18 protein-coding genes and 1 riboswitch are annotated in these 18563 nt (G+C 37.2%); of the genes, 5 read left to right on the forward strand and 13 right to left on the reverse strand.

What is annotated here, in order from left to right; genetic code table 11:
- Positions 1-56 precede the first annotated feature (56 nt).
- The 3 genes from IGJ23_RS09305 (at position 57) to IGJ23_RS09315 (ending at position 3112) form a co-directional block, all read left to right on the forward strand.
- Positions 57-179, forward strand: coding sequence for a hypothetical protein (locus tag IGJ23_RS09305; RefSeq protein ID WP_010718502.1), 123 nt, complete (start codon positions 57-59; stop codon positions 177-179).
- Positions 180-303: 124 nt separating this feature from the next.
- Positions 304-1611 carry a serine hydrolase gene (locus IGJ23_RS09310; protein WP_063627372.1) on the forward strand — a complete coding sequence of 436 codons (1308 nt, stop codon included), beginning with the start codon at positions 304-306 and terminating at the stop codon, positions 1609-1611.
- Positions 1612-1912: 301 nt separating this feature from the next.
- A complete protein-coding gene (locus IGJ23_RS09315; RefSeq protein ID WP_010718504.1) occupies positions 1913-3112 on the forward strand; it encodes a YdcF family protein in 1200 nt (399 codons plus the stop codon).
- 62 nt (positions 3113-3174) lie between these two features.
- Here IGJ23_RS09315 and IGJ23_RS09320 read toward each other — a convergent pair whose 3' ends face one another.
- The 4 genes from IGJ23_RS09320 to IGJ23_RS09335 form a co-directional block, all read right to left on the reverse strand.
- Complete coding sequence (locus IGJ23_RS09320; RefSeq protein WP_438774881.1) at positions 3175-4467, reverse strand: voltage-gated chloride channel family protein; 1293 nt, start codon at positions 4465-4467, stop codon at positions 3175-3177.
- Between the two features lie 49 nt (positions 4468-4516).
- Positions 4517-4584: riboswitch (Fluoride riboswitch) on the reverse strand.
- A 42-nt stretch (positions 4585-4626) separates the two neighbouring features.
- Positions 4627-5274, reverse strand: coding sequence for a FusB/FusC family EF-G-binding protein (locus tag IGJ23_RS09325; protein ID WP_367010450.1), 648 nt, complete (start codon positions 5272-5274; stop codon positions 4627-4629).
- A 248-nt stretch (positions 5275-5522) separates the two neighbouring features.
- Positions 5523-6026, reverse strand: a complete 504-nt coding sequence (locus IGJ23_RS09330; protein WP_010737939.1) for an HD domain-containing protein — start codon at positions 6024-6026, stop codon at positions 5523-5525.
- Positions 6027-6150: 124 nt separating this feature from the next.
- Entirely contained in the window at positions 6151-6915 is a 765-nt protein-coding gene (locus tag IGJ23_RS09335; protein ID WP_034700883.1) for a TrmH family RNA methyltransferase, read from the reverse strand.
- Positions 6916-7022: 107 nt separating this feature from the next.
- Here IGJ23_RS09335 and IGJ23_RS09340 point away from each other — a divergent pair, with 107 nt between their 5' ends.
- Entirely contained in the window at positions 7023-7298 is a 276-nt protein-coding gene (locus tag IGJ23_RS09340) for an acylphosphatase (protein ID WP_010718509.1), read from the forward strand.
- A gap of 338 nt (positions 7299-7636) precedes the next feature.
- Positions 7637-8569: a membrane protein insertase YidC gene (gene yidC / locus IGJ23_RS09345; protein WP_010718510.1), complete on the forward strand. Its 933-nt coding sequence runs from the start codon at positions 7637-7639 to the stop codon at positions 8567-8569.
- 209 nt (positions 8570-8778) lie between these two features.
- Here the strand turns inward: yidC and IGJ23_RS09350 are convergent, their stop codons facing one another.
- The 9 genes from IGJ23_RS09350 to IGJ23_RS09390 all read right to left on the reverse strand — a co-directional run bounded on the left by IGJ23_RS09350 (position 8779) and on the right by IGJ23_RS09390 (position 18562).
- The gene (locus tag IGJ23_RS09350; protein WP_438774882.1) at positions 8779-10200 is read right to left on the reverse strand and encodes an oligosaccharide flippase family protein; all 1422 of its coding nucleotides are present in this window, start codon (positions 10198-10200) and stop codon (positions 8779-8781) included.
- Entirely contained in the window at positions 10201-11370 is a 1170-nt protein-coding gene (locus tag IGJ23_RS09355; protein ID WP_094940348.1) for a nucleotide sugar dehydrogenase, read from the reverse strand.
- Between the two features lie 243 nt (positions 11371-11613).
- Positions 11614-12705 (reverse strand): glycosyltransferase family 4 protein, encoded by a 1092-nt coding sequence (locus IGJ23_RS09360; RefSeq protein WP_438774883.1) that lies wholly within the window; start codon positions 12703-12705, stop codon positions 11614-11616.
- Positions 12706-12716: 11 nt separating this feature from the next.
- A complete protein-coding gene (locus tag IGJ23_RS09365) occupies positions 12717-13343 on the reverse strand; it encodes a sugar transferase (RefSeq protein WP_160231545.1) in 627 nt (208 codons plus the stop codon).
- Positions 13336-14454: a DegT/DnrJ/EryC1/StrS family aminotransferase gene (locus IGJ23_RS09370; RefSeq protein WP_053766592.1), complete on the reverse strand. Its 1119-nt coding sequence runs from the start codon at positions 14452-14454 to the stop codon at positions 13336-13338. The genes IGJ23_RS09365 and IGJ23_RS09370 overlap by 8 nt, the downstream gene beginning before the upstream one ends.
- Before the next feature lies 1 nt (position 14455).
- Positions 14456-15085, reverse strand: coding sequence for an acetyltransferase (locus tag IGJ23_RS09375; RefSeq protein ID WP_010718516.1), 630 nt, complete (start codon positions 15083-15085; stop codon positions 14456-14458).
- Positions 15086-15253: 168 nt separating this feature from the next.
- Positions 15254-17071: a polysaccharide biosynthesis protein gene (locus tag IGJ23_RS09380; protein ID WP_438774884.1), complete on the reverse strand. Its 1818-nt coding sequence runs from the start codon at positions 17069-17071 to the stop codon at positions 15254-15256.
- A gap of 11 nt (positions 17072-17082) precedes the next feature.
- Positions 17083-17847, reverse strand: coding sequence for a tyrosine-protein phosphatase (locus IGJ23_RS09385; protein WP_010737946.1), 765 nt, complete (start codon positions 17845-17847; stop codon positions 17083-17085).
- A gap of 19 nt (positions 17848-17866) precedes the next feature.
- Complete coding sequence (locus tag IGJ23_RS09390) at positions 17867-18562, reverse strand: CpsD/CapB family tyrosine-protein kinase (protein ID WP_367010463.1); 696 nt, start codon at positions 18560-18562, stop codon at positions 17867-17869.
- Position 18563 lies beyond the last annotated feature (1 nt).

Here is an 18563-nt window from a genome sequence, read left to right on the forward strand (position 1 = left end):
AAGAAATTCAATTCTTTTTGCTATACTAATAGAAAATAAATGAATGAGGTGATTACATGCACATATTCATGATCTTCAGTTTATTAACCCTAACTGCTGTTACTATTTTTGTTGCTTCTCGATTGAATGAGCCAGAAGTGCAACCGGTAAAAATTCGTAGCAAAGATCAAGAGAAGTAACCACTTTTCTCCTTTTTCTATAAATATCTTTTATTATGTTTTTATCAGAAATATTGAAACTACTCTATCTCTTTGATAAAATTTTAATTTATAGGAAAACTATTAGAAAACAAGGAGAAAATAAATGCCTCAAAAAAAATTACGATTGTTCATGTTATTAACAAGTTTGATCTTGTGCCTCACTGCGATTTTACCAATCACAGCAGTTCACGCTGACGAATCATTCAAAGTCAATGCAAAAGCCGCTTTTGCTGTTGATGCAGAGAGTGGTAAGATCCTTTATGATCAAGATGGAGAAAAACCAATGGGAATTGCTTCAATCACCAAAATAATTGGTCTTTATATCGTTCTTGATCAAGTAAAAGAAGGAAAACTGACTTGGGATGAAAAAGTGCCAATTTCAGATTATGCTGAAAAATTGAGCGTTGTTCCTGACTTGTCAAACGTACCGTTGCACAAAGAGAACAGCTATACGGTCAAAGAACTTTTTGATTCAGCCTTTATTCAATCTGCTAACGCCTCAATGGTAGCTTTAGCCGAAAAAATAGCTGGCAGTGAAACAAAGTTTCTTGAATTGATGAAAAAACAATTAAAAGATTGGGGTATTAACGACGCAACGATTGTGAACGCCTCTGGATTAAATAATTCCTATCTCGGTGAGAATCGTCCTGAAGGTACCTCGGAAACAGAAGAAAACCAAATGTCAGCCAAAGATGTTGCGATCGTTGCCAGACACTTGATCTTAGATTTCCCTGAGGTATTAAAAGTGACAAATACTACTAATGAAACATTCGGCGAAGGGACTCAGTCACCTGTCGAAATGGTGAATTGGAATTGGATGCTTTCTGGGTTTGTTAACTACAAAGAAGGCGTAGATGGTTTAAAAACTGGTACAACTGAATTTGCTGGTGCTTGTTTTGTTGGAACGATCAATAAAGATGGTAGACGAGTCATTACGGTTGTTTTAAATGCCGATGACCATGCTACAAATCCAAGTGCCCGCTTCAACGAAACCGGACGTTTAATGGATTACTGCTATGATAATTGGTCAATTAAAGAACTTGGAAAGTCCAATGCAAGTATTCCAGATTTAAAAAACTTAGCAGTGAAAGATGGCAAAGAAACTTCAGTAGCAGTTGCCTTAAAAAATCCTGTAAAAGTTTGGGTAAGAAATGGTATGGATACTGGTAAATTAAAAATTACTCCTACCCTTGATAAAAAAGTCGTAACGAATGATCAAGTAGCAGCCCCCGTCAATAAAGGTATGAAGGTAGGGACAGCAACGATTACCTTAGCCGATGATTCACTGGGCTATTTGGAAGACAATAAAGAACCAACCACAGATATTATTACTGCTAAATCAGTTGAAAAAGCAAATATCTTTGTGATTGGTTGGCGACATGTTACTGATTTTTTTAGTAATTTGTTCTAATCCAGCTAAAATACCAACAAGTAGAACGTAGAATTTTAAGTACACCTCTTAAGTCAGAATGTCATTGTCTAACTTAGGAGGTGTACTTTTATCTAACAATCCCTGCTACATGCCTCAAGTTTTCCTTTTTTTAGTTTTTAATTTTTCAGAACAGCTTTTTTTTCTAATTTTAGCTATAATAGTAAAGGTTGTGTCAATTTTATTGATTTTATCTTTCAATCAATCGTTTTTGCGTAAATTGGTATCAACCTAAACAAAACACGTTTTATTTCGTGTTCATTAAACGAAAGGAGTTAATTCTATGAATTTGACAAGAGACCTGACTTTCTTGGTTCTCTATGTTTTAGGGTTTACCGGTATTCTTTATTGGCGCCGTCGTCAAAGTGATCCTGCTCTGTTCTTTTATTGTGGATCTTGGACATTTATGATGATGGTCACTTACTTCATTGTTTTGGAAATTTTTTATTCCACCTTTTACTTTTTGATCCCACTTGTTTTTTTCAGTATTTTTGCATTCTCCTATTTTACTGAAAAACGCAAACTATTGAACGGGGTATTGTTCAATTTCTTTTTAATTAGTTTTGGTGGCTACTTAGTCACCTTGCTGCTTGAAACACAAAATATTTTTATTGGTGGTTTATTTGCAATAATTGCTATCCCCGTTTTGTTGATCTTGTTATTTGGCGTTTACATTTTGATCGTCTTTTTATTTTGGAACGGGTTATTAGTTTTAAAAAGAGAATCTCGCTCATTAGCCAATCTCTTAACTTTATTATTAGCAATCTTTTTGACGTTATATACTATATTTCAAATCTTCTTTATCCAATATTTCCCACAATGGTTCAATGTATTATTCACGGCTGTCCCATTGATTCTGTTTTATCTTTTTGTGGTTTTCTATAACTTTATAACCGTTTCTTTTTTGTATCAGTTCAACCGTCCACGATACAACCAAAATTACATTATCGTTTTAGGGGCTGGTCTACTCAATGGCGAAACGGTATCCCCTCTTTTAGCAAAAAGAATCGACAAAGCGATCGCCTTTTATTGGGCACAAAGTAAAGCAACCTTGAACCCGCCTATTCTATTGATGTCTGGTGGTCAAGGATCAGATGAAAAAGTGCCGGAAGCAATTGCGATGAAGCAATATGCTTTAGCTAAAGGCATTCCTGAGAGAGATATCTTGGTGGAAGCCAATTCAAAGACAACTTTAGAAAATATGCGTTTTTCTAAAGAACTCATGGATCAACAAACTGGTGGGCCATATCGAGCGATTTTCACTTCTAATAATTACCACATCTTCCGTGCAGGTCTTTATGCAAAGCAAGCTGGTTTAAAAGCGGATGGAATCGGAGCGAAAACTGCCTTTTACTACTTGCCGAATGCATTTTTGCGAGAATATATCGCCATCTTGGTTCTGCACAAAAAAAGACACTTGATCGTTGGTGGCTTAATCGTGCTATTTACCGTATTATTCGCAGCTTTGAGCATCTTTATTTAAATAAGGCATTTGGGTGCCCCCCAAATGCCTTTTACTTTTTGTAATCTTTCCTTTTGCAACAATTATTTTCGTGTTTTCTTTCTCCCCTTAGATCGCTCAGACTGTTTCTGACTTCCCATCATTGGCAGGAAAAGAATTCCCTTTTTCACTACTACTTTTTGTGCTGAATAAATTCCACTATTACCAGAACACATGAAGCTCACCAGACAGATCATAAAGAAATAACTGGCTGCTTGTCCACCGAACAATTCGATTCCCATAACAAAACAAGCAATGGGTGTATTTGTTGCTCCTGAAAAGACGCCAATGAATCCCAAGGCTGCTAAAAAAGGAATGGACACATGTAAGATTGGTGCTAGAGCAGCACCTAATGTCGCTCCGATTTCAAATAAAGGAGTTACCTCTCCACCTTGATAACCAGCACCTAAAGAAAAGACAGTAAATCCAAGCTTTCCAAGAAAATCATAGAAATGGGCGGTACCATTAAAGGCATCAGTTAACAAAGGCAAACTGAGCCCCAAATATCTTTGGGTTTGCAATAAGAGCGCTGCGATGACGACCACAGCTCCGCCAATAAAATTACGTAGAACTGGACTAGCCATTCTTTTGGCATACCAAGTTTTCAAAAAAACGATCGAACGACTAAATACCCAACCAATAAGACCAAAAGCAATGCCTGCAACGAATAATTTAAAGAAAAGAGATACATCCCAACTTGGAATCGTCCCCATAGGGTAATGGATATGTTTCACCCCAAAGCTTTCAGTCACAAAGTTAGCAAACAGTGCTGCAAAAAAACTTGGAAATAAGGCTTCTGTTCTAACTTTTCCAATTGCTAAAACTTCTAACCCAAATAGTGTTCCAGCCAGAGGCGTACCAAAAACGGAACTAAAACCAGCACTGATCCCGCTGATCACCAATAACTCCCGTTCTACTTTATTTAACCGAAAGAGACGAGCTAAATTTTCTGCTAAAGCGCCTCCCATTTGCACAGCTGTTCCTTCTCGTCCGACAGAACCACCAAATAAATGGGTGGTAATCGTTCCAAATAACGTTAAAGGAATCAGGCGTAAAGGAATTTTTTCTTCCCCACCATTTCCTTGATCAATCACTAAGTTATTTCCTCTACCAGAATTTCCTCCGTACTTACTATATAAAAAAGCAAAAATTCCACCACTTACTGGTAAAAGGAACAACAACCAGGGTGAAGCAAGGCGTATATTAGTAACCCATGTTAAACTATTGAGAAAAAAGGCTGATAAACTCCCCATAAAGATTCCCAATAACAATGTGATCAATAGCCACTTGACCATGTATACGACGACCCTAATTGGATCAGGTAATCGATTTTCCATCTCTTTTCCTCCTCAAAAAAAACGCCTACTAAAAAAAGGGGTATCCCGATTCTTAGTAGGCGTCATTAGTTATCTTAAGATTAACGTTTAAAGGCGAACACCATCACCTATTCACTTCATCAATTAAAATAGCATATATTTATGAAAAATACAATGAAATTATCCTTCTTTTTTTACAATCTCAGTAAATTTATAAAAAGGAGTCAATTGGACTAAATTGTGGTTACAATGCTCACTATCATGGCAAATATAGTTTCCTTTTTTCGTATAGGTGCCATCTGAATTCGATTTTGTTGTTGCTAAAAAGAGTGACACACTTGAAGTTTTTTTACAAATCGTACAAATCCCTTTCGTGATGGTCGGGGATAAAGTCCCGCGAATACCATTTAACTTCCCTGATTCATCATAATAAACAAGAAATTTTTTCTGGGTACCAGGATCATTCCATCCAATATAGGTGTGTTCTCTTAAATCCAAATGATTCCAATCAGGTTGTTTTAACTTTTTCACTTTTCGGAATAATTTTTCGATTTGAGCTTTCGAAGGTTGCTCAAAAGGTTGAACTGATTCTTTTAATTCTTCTAATAAGCGTTCAGCAGTTTCTTTGGTCAAAGAAGTATCTAAGATGTTTTCTAAGAAAAGGTTCATCCTTTGTGAGGGTTCTACTAGTTCCTCTATTCTCTCCACAGCTAATGCTTGGACCGTTTCGATCGTTTTAGAATCGTTTACTGAATGATAGACTGATATTAATTGTTCGACTTCTCTTTTAATAAAATAATATTGATAAGGTTTAATTGTTTTTTCCATGACTTTGAGTCCTTTCTTCTTTCAAGTGAATGTACTTTGAAGAAAAGAACTTCAACAAAGTACGTTAGTTAAAGCTTTTCCACTCTTTTAAATAAGATCCATATGGCATCTTATCATCACCCCCTTTAAGTTTGTATCAACAACTTATTCTTGATACAAAGTAAACAGTAAAAATCATGGTTCGTCAATAAAAAAAAACCTGAGAAATTTTATGAAATTTCTCAGGAAGAATTCTTAATCACATCGTATTAAATCGATTGTTCTTTGCCGAAATATCTTTGCCATTTTTGTTTCATCGAAGCAGTCATCGGCTGTGCTGCTTCTTTCACAGCACAATATTTGTCGACAAACGTCACAATATAGCTTTCTTTATACTTAGGCGGTGCGATCGTAGCGCCCCACATATGTTTTAAGATGATATCACGCTCTAAATCGGATAGGTCAGTAATTTTTTCTGCATTTTTCACTGCGATCCTTGGATGGATATAAGCATGCGTTCCTTCATCAAATTTTGTTGTACGCCAATCATAGTAGAAAAGATCATGCAAAAGACCTGCACGTGCGGTTGCTTTTGCATTACCGCCCCATTTTTTGGCTAATTTATAACTATAATAAGAAACACTAAGAGAATGCTCTAATCGAGTGGAGTGGACATGTTGTGTATAATTGGCTAATTTCTTCACTGCATCTGTTGCTAATAGATCTTCTACATAAGACATATATTCTTCGTCTTCACGCCATTTTTCTGTCATAATTATTGATCTGCCACCTTTTTTGAATTTCATTTTCCTTTGAAATTGATCCTAGTATACCATTAGTGTTCGGAATATTCTAGTGAGGTTCCATCAAAATGTAGAAAGCTTAATAGTTCCTTAATCATAAAGAGAAATGGTAAAGTACGATGCCTGCTGCCACTCCTACATTTAATGATTCAGCATTTCCGCGAATCGGAATATAGATATTTTTATCCGTCAAGGAAAGAATTTCGGGCCGCACGCCTTGCCCTTCATTCCCCATGACAATTGCATACTTCTCAGGAACAGTTACCTGTTCTAATGAACGAGCATCCTCGTTCAATTCAGTTCCATAGATATTAAAATTGTGTTCCTTTAAAAGCGGGATCATTTGCTCAAGGTCTGTTTGAAGTATTGGTAGATGGTAATTGCTCCCCTGCATACTTCTTAACACTTTTGTACTATAAATGTCAGCTGATCCTTTTCCTAAAACGACACCAGATAGTCCAAAAGCATCTGCCGTACGAATCATTGTTCCAACATTCCCAGGATCTTGGACATTATCTAACAATAACCATCCTCCAGTTAATTCGGGCATGTTTACTTTTTCGTAGAGCATAACGGCTAAGATACCTTGGGGTGTTGGCAAATCTGATACCACAGCCATGACTTCATTCGTTACCAAGGTACAAGGGATGTCTAAATGGTTTTTAAGCCACTCCTCCCACTCTTCTAACCCTTTTTCTGTGATTAAGATTTCTTTTACTTTGGCATGAGAAGCAACTGCCTCTTCAACCAAATGGAATCCTTCGAGTAGATACTCTCCTGTTTCTTCCCGGTATTTTTTCTTATGTAGTTTTTTCAATTCTTTGATTCTTGGATTTTTTGCTGATTGGATTTCTTTCACATTTTTCACCTCACTTAATTATAGCATGAATTCGAACCTTGAACTTGTTACAACATCAAAAAATCGGTATCATTAATTTAAAAAGCAAGGAAAGAAAGGTGGATATGATGAAAAAAATCAAGATGAACGTTCAAGGACGTGTCCAAGGTGTTGGCTTTCGTTATATGACAAAAATCGTTGCCGATCAATTAGGGATCACAGGCACAGTTAAAAACGAAGAAGATGGTTCGGTAACAATCGAAGCATGTGGCGATGAGGAAACGATCAAAAGATTCATTGAAGAAGTAAAGGATTCTCCAAGTCCTAGTGGTCGCGTACAATACGTTGACTTGCAAGATAATCCGATGATGGAAGAACGAAAAAAATTTGATGTGATCGGCTAATTTACTGATTCTGAATGGACGAAACACGCAAAAGGTAGTTCTATTTACACTATGAGAAGGCTCACATGACTTTAAGAAAGTTTGACGATAAAGGACTTTTTTTAAAGAAACAACGTGCCTTCTCTCTTCTAATCGTCCCTCACTCGTTTGATCGTTTTTGCTTCTGTTTAACCGATGGCTTTTCTCCCTTTCCTTTTTGTGGTTTGACAAATAACTTTTTTATTTTTTTAAGACCATATAGGTAGGAATCTATGAATTTTCTATAAAGTAGATTGAATTGTGTGTGCTTTTTTAGTATAGTTAATTTTGTGTAAAAATTATAAAAGAGGAAGTATTTTATGAATAAATGGAAAAATTGGGTATTGGGTTCTGGCCTTGTCACAGTCATGCTTTTCTTATCTGGTTGTGTTCGTCTGGATTCAAATGGTAACCCTGACACATCAGGTATCGTGTACCGAGTATTAGTCCATCCAATGGGACAAGCGATTACATATTTAGTGGAGAACTTCAACTGGTCCTATGGTTGGGCTGTTATTTTAATGACAGTCATCGTTCGTATCATCATTTTGCCATTAGGTATTAGTCAATCGAAAAAGACAATGATCCAATCTGAAAAAATGCAAGCTTTGAAGCCGCAAGTCGAAGCCGCTCAACAAAAACTAAAAACGGCGACTACTCGTGAAGAACAAATGGCTGCACAAGCTGAAATGCAACAAGTTTATCGTGAAAATGGGTTAAGTATGACTGGCGGGATTGGCTGCTTGCCTCTCTTGATCCAAATGCCGATCTTTTCAGCCCTTTATTTCACAGCTCGTTATACAGAAGGCATTCGTGAATCCTCTTTCTATGGGATCGACTTAGGACACCCTAGTTTTGTATTAGTTGCGATTGCTGGTGCTGCTTATTTACTTCAAGGATATATTTCAACAATCGGTATCCCTGAAGAACAAAAGAAAACAATGCGTACGATGCTTATCGTTTCGCCTGCGATGATCGTCTTCATGTCGATCAGTGCGCCAGCTGGAGTCACACTTTATTGGGTAGTTGGTGGTATCTTTAGTTGTTTGCAAACCTTCATTACAAATGTCATCATGAAGCCTAAATTAAAAGCTCAAGTGGCAGAAGAGTTAAAACAAAATCCACCGAAGCAAGTCGTAACACCTCGTAAAGACGTGACACCTGCGGATAGCGAACAACCAGTGAAGAAACAAGTCAAAGCACCTAAAAACCAAACAGGTCGTAACGCTGGAAAACAACAAAAACGGAAATAACTAAGCATTTCGTTTATTTCTCAAAATAGCTAAAATAAAAAAGGAAGAGAGAACGCCTCTCCTCCTTTTTTATTTTAGCTTCTGATCATTGATCATTCTTCGCTAAATTGCCGAATCAATGGTTCGGATTGAACGAAAATCAGTGTAAACATTTTTCTTTTCACTAGCAGCAACCACTTTCAAGGTCTTTGACCTGTTGTTTGTCATCATTAGATTTTCTTTTTGATCCTCAATAAATCAACTAGTGGATTGACTTTGGTTATCGTTGTGATTGCGAGATAGATCGGACAAGCAATGACGAATTGGATCAGATTGGTTCGGATATTACTCGTTAAATGACCTGTTAAAAACCTGGTGATCAAACACATGATCAATCCAGCAATTATAAACATCCCGATTTTTCTGAGAGAAAAGGTAAACGTCGTCTGTTTCAGAAAAGCTCTTGTTCTTACAACTGTAACGAAACTTTCGGCGAGAATAGTTGAAAATACAACGCCCAAAAAGCCAATAGACGGCAATAGTATGAGATTTGCCACAAGATTGATGATAGCTCCAATGATTACTGAACGATTATACTCTTTAACCTGACCGATTGGCATTAGATATTGTCTAGAAATCGCCATGCCTAAAGGAACGATCACAATCAAAACCGTAAAATATGGAATAATTTGAGTGATGTAGTTAAATTTTTCGCCAAAAAACCAAGGAACGAGCTTGTCATAAACTGTCAACATCCCAAACATGATTGGAATCGAAAAAAACAATTGTAAATGAATCGTTTTTTCCATCGTGCGAACGATTTTCTCCATATTTTTTTTTGCAAAAAAACTTGTCATATGGGGAAGTAAGACGATGTCTAAGGTAGTTATGATCGTGATGAATACGGTATTCAATTGCAGAGAATTGGTAAAATAGCCCACTGCAACACTTCCTAATGTGAAACCTAAAAGGGTCTTATTCAAATTGGTATACAACATGATCGCAATTTGAGGAATAAAATAATCAAAAGAGCCCTTTAAATGACTAAGACTTTTCTTTAAATCAACTTTCGTCAAATGAATGTATTTAGGAATAAAGAACCAGACACTCACTTGTGAACAAACTAAACCTAGTCCTTGAATCAAGGTATATTTTAACGTGTCGTCTTCGTTTTTAATCAAGAAAAGAATGAGAAAAAACGTGACTAGTTGGACTACTAAATTAGCTATACTAGTTTTCTTAAAATCTTCAATTCCCATAAAAAACCAAGATACGTCAAATAATACGGCAAAAATCGCCAAGGATTGGACAAACAAATACGAACGATTATTTAATAAAGAGGCAACAATAAAGTAAGCGACTATGACAATTAAGCTCGCTAATGCCTTAAAAAGCAGAATTTCCCAAAAAACTTCTGATAACGCTTCTTTCTTACGGTTGTAAGTCAAAGTTATTTCCCGGTTCCCGTACATCGTTACCCCTAGCCCCGCAAACAAAACAAAATATTGGACAATTGAAAACGTATAATTATAAAGACCGATCCCACTTGGCCCTAAAGCATTAGAAACGATTGGAATGGTAATAATCGGAAGAATGATTTTCGTCAGTTGAAACAAGCTCTGATAAAAAAAATTTTTGGCTATATTTTTCATTTATTCATCCCGTCTAAAAATATCTCTCGTATAGACTTTTTCGATCACATCTTTTAGTTGCTGGTCCATCCGATTGGAGACGATCACATCCGATAGTTGTTTGAATCGCGCAAGATCCGAAACGACAGGCGCATGATGAAATTCTTCAACAGGTAACGTTGGCTCATAGACAACCACCGAAACTCCTTGTTCCTGGATTCGTTTCATGACTCCTTGAATCGATGAATAACGGAAATTGTCTGAATCGGCTTTCATCGTTAACCGATAGATTCCCACAGTCTTAGGCTTTTGGGCTAAAATTTGTTCTGCAATAAAATCTTTTCTGGTTGTATTTGCTTCAACGATCGCTTGGATAAGATTGTTAGGCACATCGGTATAATTTGCTTTCAACTGTTTCGTATCTTTTGGCAAACAATACCCTCCATAACCAAATGAAGGATTATTGTAATGAGAGCCGATACGTGGGTCCAGTCCGACGCCTTCAATGATTTGTTTCGTATTTAAGCCTCGTATCTCCGCATAACTATCCAATTCATTGAAGTAAGCCACACGCAACGCCAGATACGTATTTGAGAATAACTTGATTGCTTCCGCTTCTGTTGAATGAGTCAATAAAACTGGGACATTATCTGCTTGCGTATTCTTTTTGAACATATTCGCAATCTCTGTCCCTCTATCTGAACATTCTCCTACAACAATGCGGGAAGGATAAAGATTATCGTACAATGCTTTACCTTCACGTAAAAATTCTGGTGAAAAAACAATATTTTCTGTTTGATATTTTTTCTTTAATTCGGCCGTATACCCTACTGGTACCGTGGACTTAATGATAAATTTTGCTTCTGGACGAATGGCGAGAGCTTGTTCAATGATGCTCTCAATCGATGAGGTATTAAAATAATTTTTCTTTTCATCGTAATCAGTGGGTGTGGCAATAATCAAATAATCACCAAAAAGAACCGCTTCTCGGAAATCTTTAATAAATTCGATTGCTAGGTCTTCTCTTTGAAGAAAATTATGTACTTCACGGTCTTCAATTGGTGACTCCTTCTTTTGTAGTCGTTCGATCTTTTCTGCTACAATGTCATAAGCTTTGACATTCTCATGCTGGCTAAGTAATAACGCATTGGCTAGCCCTACATAGCCTAGGCCGAAAATTGATACGTTCAATTGGTTTCACCTCTATAATTAGTTTTATTAACATAAAAAACACAAACTGGAACGTTATTGGTAGTTCTTCGTTTCATTCGCTTTATTATTCTTCTAAAAAAACAAAGCCATTTACTTTTCCTTTGAACCCAGGCTCATTTCGTCAGTCACTCTTACAAATAATCAAAACATTCTTGAGGTTAAGAGCTTTTCACCTCATTTTCCCTGTTTAAGTGCTTTTTTTATTTTGTGAAATTCCTTTAGTTATAAAGTTTCATAAAGTTCTACTACTTGATTGATGATTACATTTTCGCTGAATTGTTGGATATGAGCAGCAGCGTTCTCGGAATATTTTGTAACAGGTAACGTTCCAGAAAAAAAATCTTGAAGAATATTCACTAGTTCTTCTGACTCTTTGACATCAAACAATTTTCCTGTGTTCTCATCATAGATCAGATCTTTATTGCCTCGTATATTTGAAGCGACTACCGGTAAACCAACGCTCATAGCCTCCATGATCGATACGGGCAATCCTTCTCTTAAAGAAGGAAAGAGAAATAGATCACTCATTTTCATGATCTCAATAATATCCTTACGATATCCGAGTAAACTGACTTTCTTTTCCAAACCTAAAAATTTAATTTTTTGTTCCAGCGTTTGTTTCAAAGGCCCCGTTCCACAAATAAAATAGTGGAAATCTTGGTCTTTAAATGAAGCGAGTGCATGAATCACCAGTTCGTGGTTTTTGTTTTTATTCAATTCACCGACTGAAAGGAGTACTTTGGTTGTTGGCTGAGCTAGTGAAAGTACCTTACTTTTTAGCCGTTTATCAACCAAGGTTTTCTCGAACTTTTCGACTTGGATTCCAACACCCTGAATCAAATGAGTTTGTGTTGCTTTAAATTTTTGTGAAGCAAGCAAATAATCTTCCTGATTAATGGTAATAAGCTTACTTGTATAACGAGATAAGTATTTTTCAACTGGGTAATAGACGAACCAATTAAGCATTGGGGCTCCTTGATAAAAGTGAAACCCGTGTGCCGTATAGTAGATAGGAATATTGATCCGCTTACAAGCAAGTCTTGTCACCATCGAAGCAACTGGCGTATGCGTATGTACGATATCGATATTCTCTTCTTTGATCAGCTGTTTGATTTTCTTATAGGCTAAAAGATTGCTTTTAGCTAATGGATTCCTATTGAATGGTATTTGAAACACAGGTATTTTTTTATCAGAAAAATAAGATGCCAACGGTTGTTCAAGCGCACATGCCACACTCACTTCATGTCCATTTTTGATTAGTTGATCAATATGCGGGATTAAAAAAGCATTGAGTGTATTGGAGATCGTCGTCACATATAAAATTTTCAGTATGGTTCATTCCCTTCAAATTTTTCACTTGTTGGTCCAAAATTTGAGCTAATCCCTTCTTGTTTGAACACTTTAAGGACTGTTTGTAACAAGATCCAAACATCTTTGCCAAACGAATAACTTTCAACGTACAAACAATCATACGTAAACTTTTCTTCCCAACTGATCGCATTTCTACCACTGACTTGGGCCAATCCGGTCAAACCTGGGCGAATGTTGTGGCGTTTTCGTTGCTCTTCATTATAAAGTGTCAAATATTCTACCAATAATGGACGAGGACCAACAAAAGACATTTCGCCTTTAAAGATATTCCAAAGCTCTGGGAGCTCGTCAAGGCTAGTCGCTCTAAGTAGTTTGCCGAATTTTGTTAGACGAACTTCATCTGGAAGATACGCGCCATGTTGATCTTTCTCGTCTGTCATCGTGCGAAACTTGTACATAAAAAATAATCGTTCATTCTTCCCTGGTCTTGTTTGCTTAAAAATAACCGGTGAACCTAGTTTAAATCGAACACACCCTGCAAGTATGAGCATCAGTGGTGCAAGCAAAAGCAATAAAAGACCTGAGAAAAAAAGATCGAACCCACGCTTTCCAAAAAGTCGATAAAAGGTTGGTTTACTCATAACGCATCACTCGCTTGATCGTTGCAACGACTCTATTTAACTCTTCATCCGTCATTTTAGTATCTGAGGGAAGACAAACTCCAGAAGAAAAAAGCGATTCTGCAACTTCGCCGCCAATAAAATCAAAAGAGTCAAAAACAGGCTGTAAGTGCATCGGTTTCCAGACAGGACGTGCTTCGATCTGTTCTTTTTCCAATTCTTCAATCAAATAAGATGGATCTATTCCTTCTAAACGAATGACACTCAACCAATAGTTAGGTTCGTTCCAAGAGTTTTCCGGCATAAATTGTATATTAGGAAACTCGGACAATTCTTCTTGATAAAATTGATAGATGGCACGCTTCTTTTGGATTCTTTCATTTAATACTTTTAATTGACCACGTCCGATTCCTGCTAATATATTGCTCATACGATAGTTGTAACCGATTTCTAAATGTTGATAATAACGTTCATTTTCACGAGATTGAGTGGCCCAAAATTTGACTTTTTCAATTTTTGATTGATCGTCAGAGATTAATGCTCCCCCACCTGAAGTTGTGATGATCTTATTTCCATTGAAGGAATAAATCCCATAGTCTCCAAACGTTCCTGTATATTTACCTTGGTAAGTCGTTCCTAATGATTCGGCAGCATCTTCAATCAACGTCACTTGATATTCTTGACAGATCTGCATGATTTCAGCTAAGTTTGCAGCTAATCCATATAAGTGAACGACGATCACCGCTTTCGCTTTTGGATATTTTTCTAAAGCTGCGCGTAAATGAACAGGACTCATATTCCAAGTTTCGGCATCACTATCCACAAAGATTGGGACGGCTCCTTGATAAAGAATCGGGTTGACCGTAGCTGCAAAAGTCAAGGATTGACAAATCACTTGATCTCCTTTCGTGACACCTGCTGCCTTTAATGCTAAATGAATCGCTGCCGTACCTGAAGAAAGCGCAGCAACATGCTTGGCTCCCACATGATCTGCCAGTTCTTGCTCAAAACCATCGACATTGGCACCTAAAGGGGCAATCCAGTTCGTATCAAAGGCTTCTTTGACAAACGCTTGTTCATAGCCTGCTTCACTCATATGGGGCGAAGCTAATAATATTCGCTTTTTTCTCACATCAACTCCACCTTTCAATTATCTTTGCTGGTACCCCCACCCATTTTGAATGATGAGGGATATCTCTGATGACAACACTGCCAGCCCCAATAATGTTGCCATCACCAATCGAACGTTCTTGAATAATCTTTGTACCGACACCCAGTTCATTTTTATCTCCTAAAGTGACTGCTCCCGAAATATTGACATTAGGAAAAATGGCATTGTAACTACCTATAATGGAGTCATGACCGATTGTTGAACCAATATTGATCATATTGAAGTCACCGATTGAAATATCTGCAGTATAGGTCGTGTAAGGCATCAATATGTTCCCAATGCCCAGTTGAACATTTAAGCCAATCAATGCGCTAGGGGCAAACAAATTTGGAAAAAGCAAGTGAGGGTTTTGTCGTAACTGTTCATAGATGTTTTCTTTGACCGTCGGAGCCGCAATCCCAAGAAAAACTGCCATTGGTGTTTTGACTTGAAGCAAGTCAGCAATTTTGCCAATCACAGGTTTTCCTAGAACATCGCTTTGCTCACTTTTACGATCATCGACAAAACCGACCCACTGATACTCATTTTGTTGTTGGAGCAAAAAAGCAATTTCTTTACCAAACCCACCTGCTCCTACTATTATTGCATCCACTCGCTTTCTCCTCTCGTTTCTTTTTTTGATGGTCAAACGTTTTTTTACATGCGATTTGAATAACGTATCCCTATGCAATTTTTGATCGCAGGAATCGTATAACCCAGCACATAAAGCAATGATTTTACTACTTTACTAATAGTACGTTCAGCTTAAAACAGCTAGTTTCTATTGATTAGAAGCATTGGCAAAACGAATCACTTCTCTTGCTAATTGTTTCTCATCTTTTGGCAAATGACGGATAAAATCCATCACTTTTTGATTTGAATAACCTTTGATGTTTCCGACAAAAATTTTTTCATAGACAGCTTCATCGTTTCTCTCTTTATCCAACAGTAGTTCTTCATATAGTTTTTCCCCAGGACGGATACCCGTTTCAAGAATCTCAATTTCGTCTTCACGATAGCCACTCAGGCGAATCATATTTTTGGCAAGGTTGACGATTTTGACTGGTTCACCCATATCTAAAATAAAAATCTCTCCACCTTTAGCCAAGACTCCTGATTGAATGACCAATCGACTTGCTTCAGGAATTGTCATAAAGTAACGTGTCATCCGAAAATCAGTAATCGTGACTGGTCCACCTTGCGCAATTTGTTCACGAAAGACAGGAATCACACTTCCTCGTGAACCTAATACATTTCCAAAGCGAACAGCGGAAAATGTTGTTCCATTTTTTTCGTTCAATCCTGTTACAATCATTTCTGCAATCCGCTTTGTCGCTCCCATCACATTAGGTGGATGATTCGCTTTATCTGTTGAGACCATCACAAAATTTTTGACTTTCGCTTGTTTGGCTGCTTCCGCAACATTTTTCGTTCCAAGAATATTATTTTTTACTGCTTCTTTGGGATTTACTTCCATGAGAGGAACATGCTTATGTGCTGCAGCATGATAGACGATATCTGGGCGATAGTTTTGCATGATCTCAATAATTTTGTCACGATCTTGAATATCTGCAATGAGCGGGACGATTTTTGTCTGCTGATTTTGCTGATTCATGCGGAGTTCCCGATCGATCAAATAAATCGAATTTTCCCCATGTCCTACTAGTAATAATTGTGCTGGGGAAAACTGGATAATCTGCCGACAAATCTCTGAGCCGATCGAGCCACCCGCACCAGTCACAAGAATGGTTTTCCCTGTCAAATGACCTTTGATCGATTCAATGTCCAATTCAACTTCATCTCTTCCTAGTAAATCAACTACGTCAATTTTTTTTAATTTTGTGACGCTGACTTTTCCAGAAGCGATTTCTTCCATTGAAGGCATCGTGTTTACTTTGACATGCAAGGATTCTACCATTTGAAAAATATTCCTGATTTTTGTTTTGGATAAGGAAGGAATGGCGATGGTAACGATTTGTACATCATGTTTCTTGATTAGTGCAGGGAGGTCTTTGATCATACCAATCACTTTTTTTCCTGAAAGATATGTATTTTGCTTATTAGGATCATCATCAACAAAACCAATGACATAGGTGTCACTTGCTGTTTTTGATCCAAGTAAGATATTTGCCAAAATTCTACCGCCTTCACCAGCGCCTACGATGATCGTCTTCTTGGCAGTGGCTCTAGGTTGTAGCTTTGTCTGCTTTTTCTCAATGTAAAGACGCCACTCCAGACGGCTTCCCATGATTAAAAGCAAAGACAAAATATAGGTAAAGATCGTTAGACGTAACATATACTGATGATTGATAAAAAACAAGACAAAAAGATTTGAAATCATAGTGATCGACAAAGAAACAAAAATCGCCCTGATTTCTTCTAAATTCATATAGCGATTGATCCTTGTAAAGACTTTAAATAAACTCCCATAAAACAAATAGAAACCTATTGAAACGCCTGTAGAGATGAACATAAAATCCGTTGATACTTCTGCGAATGGCTTCATGAATCTAATTGTAGCAATGTTTGCCAAAAACAACAATAAGCTATCAACTCCTATCAAAATAGCAATCTTTCTTTTTCTTGTGACTTCAAACACCTTTACTCCCCCTAAAATAACCCAAACTTCTTCTTTTTTATCGCTTGATAAGTTGGATAATGAATCTGCTCCCCATTGATTAAATCTTTGGCGACTTGTTTCATTTGCTCAACTTTTTCGTTATTGAAGTCTTTAGCGATTTGTTCATAACATTCTTTTAAACAAAAAGAACGTCGCTCAACACCGTGAGCATCCGAAGCAATCATTTGTACAAGATTGTACTTGACCATTTTTTTTGCTGTTTTTTGGATTTCTTTGCCAAAGCGCCCCAGATAACTTGGCGCTGTCAGCTGTGTCAAACACCCCATTTCTAGATAAGGCAACAAACGATTCGGATCTTTTGCAAAATAAGTATTACGCTCAGGATGCACGATTACTGGTATTTTTCCTAGTTTCAACAGTTCAAAAAAAAGGTTCTTTGCATATAACGGTACTTCTAATGTAGGAAATTCAATCAACAGATAAGTATCATTTAAATCTGTAAAAAGAAGTTCATCTCGGTGAAGCGCTTCAAGCAATTCTCCAGTAATACGAACTTCTTGACCTTCTAATAACACCAACGGTAAATTTCTTTTATCCAGCTCTTTTTGTAAAGTGGCGACTAGGGGAATGACTTTTTTCTTTTGATTACAATACTTGCCATTATTATGGTGCGGTGTACATAAAATATGAGTAATCCCTTGTTCAACCGCTTTTTCAGCCATTGCTAGGCTTTCTTCCAGGTTTTGCGCACCATCGTCAACTGCTGGTAATAGATGACAATGTAAATCGATCATTCCCTTTACCTCCTCTTTATCATTCATAATAATAACTTGTATCTTTGCTTTGTTCGACTCCGTTATAAACAATTCCCAGTACCTTTGCCTGAGCCATCTCTAATAATTTTTTGGCTTTCACAACTGCTTCTTTTCGTGAAGTCTTTTCACGTACTACCAGAAGCGTACCATCTGCCTTTGATGACAAGATTTGAGCATCTGTCACAGTTACAATCGGAGGCAAATCAAACATCACGATATCATAGAGCTGACTTGCTTCTACCATTAGTTGATCCATTCTTTTCGAGCTTAACAGCTCTGATGGATTAGGAGGAATCGGTCCACTTGGTAATACCGATAATTCCTTGATTGCCGTTTTTTGGATCCCTTTACTGATCGTTTCAGTTGAACTGAGTAGATTACTTAATCCATAATGATTATTTATTTGAAATGCTTTGTAAATAACTGGTTTTCGCATGTCAGCATCAACTAATAACACTTTCTGACCAGCTTTTGCAAAGACAACAGCCAGATTTGCAGCCGTGGTCGATTTCCCTTCACCTGGTCCAGATGACGTGACCACGATCGTTTTGACTTGTTGATCATTGATTGAAACAAATTGGATATTGGTTCGAATCGTTCGGTAGTGCTCAGCCGCTGCTGATGAAGGATTAGTTAAAGTAATCAAACGAATCGGTTTAAGTAGTGTTTCTTTTTGTTTTATGACACGTCGCATG

This window comes from Enterococcus sp. DIV1682a, assembly GCF_051711005.1.
Classification (GTDB): Bacteria; Bacillota; Bacilli; order Lactobacillales; family Enterococcaceae; genus Enterococcus_B; species Enterococcus_B hirae.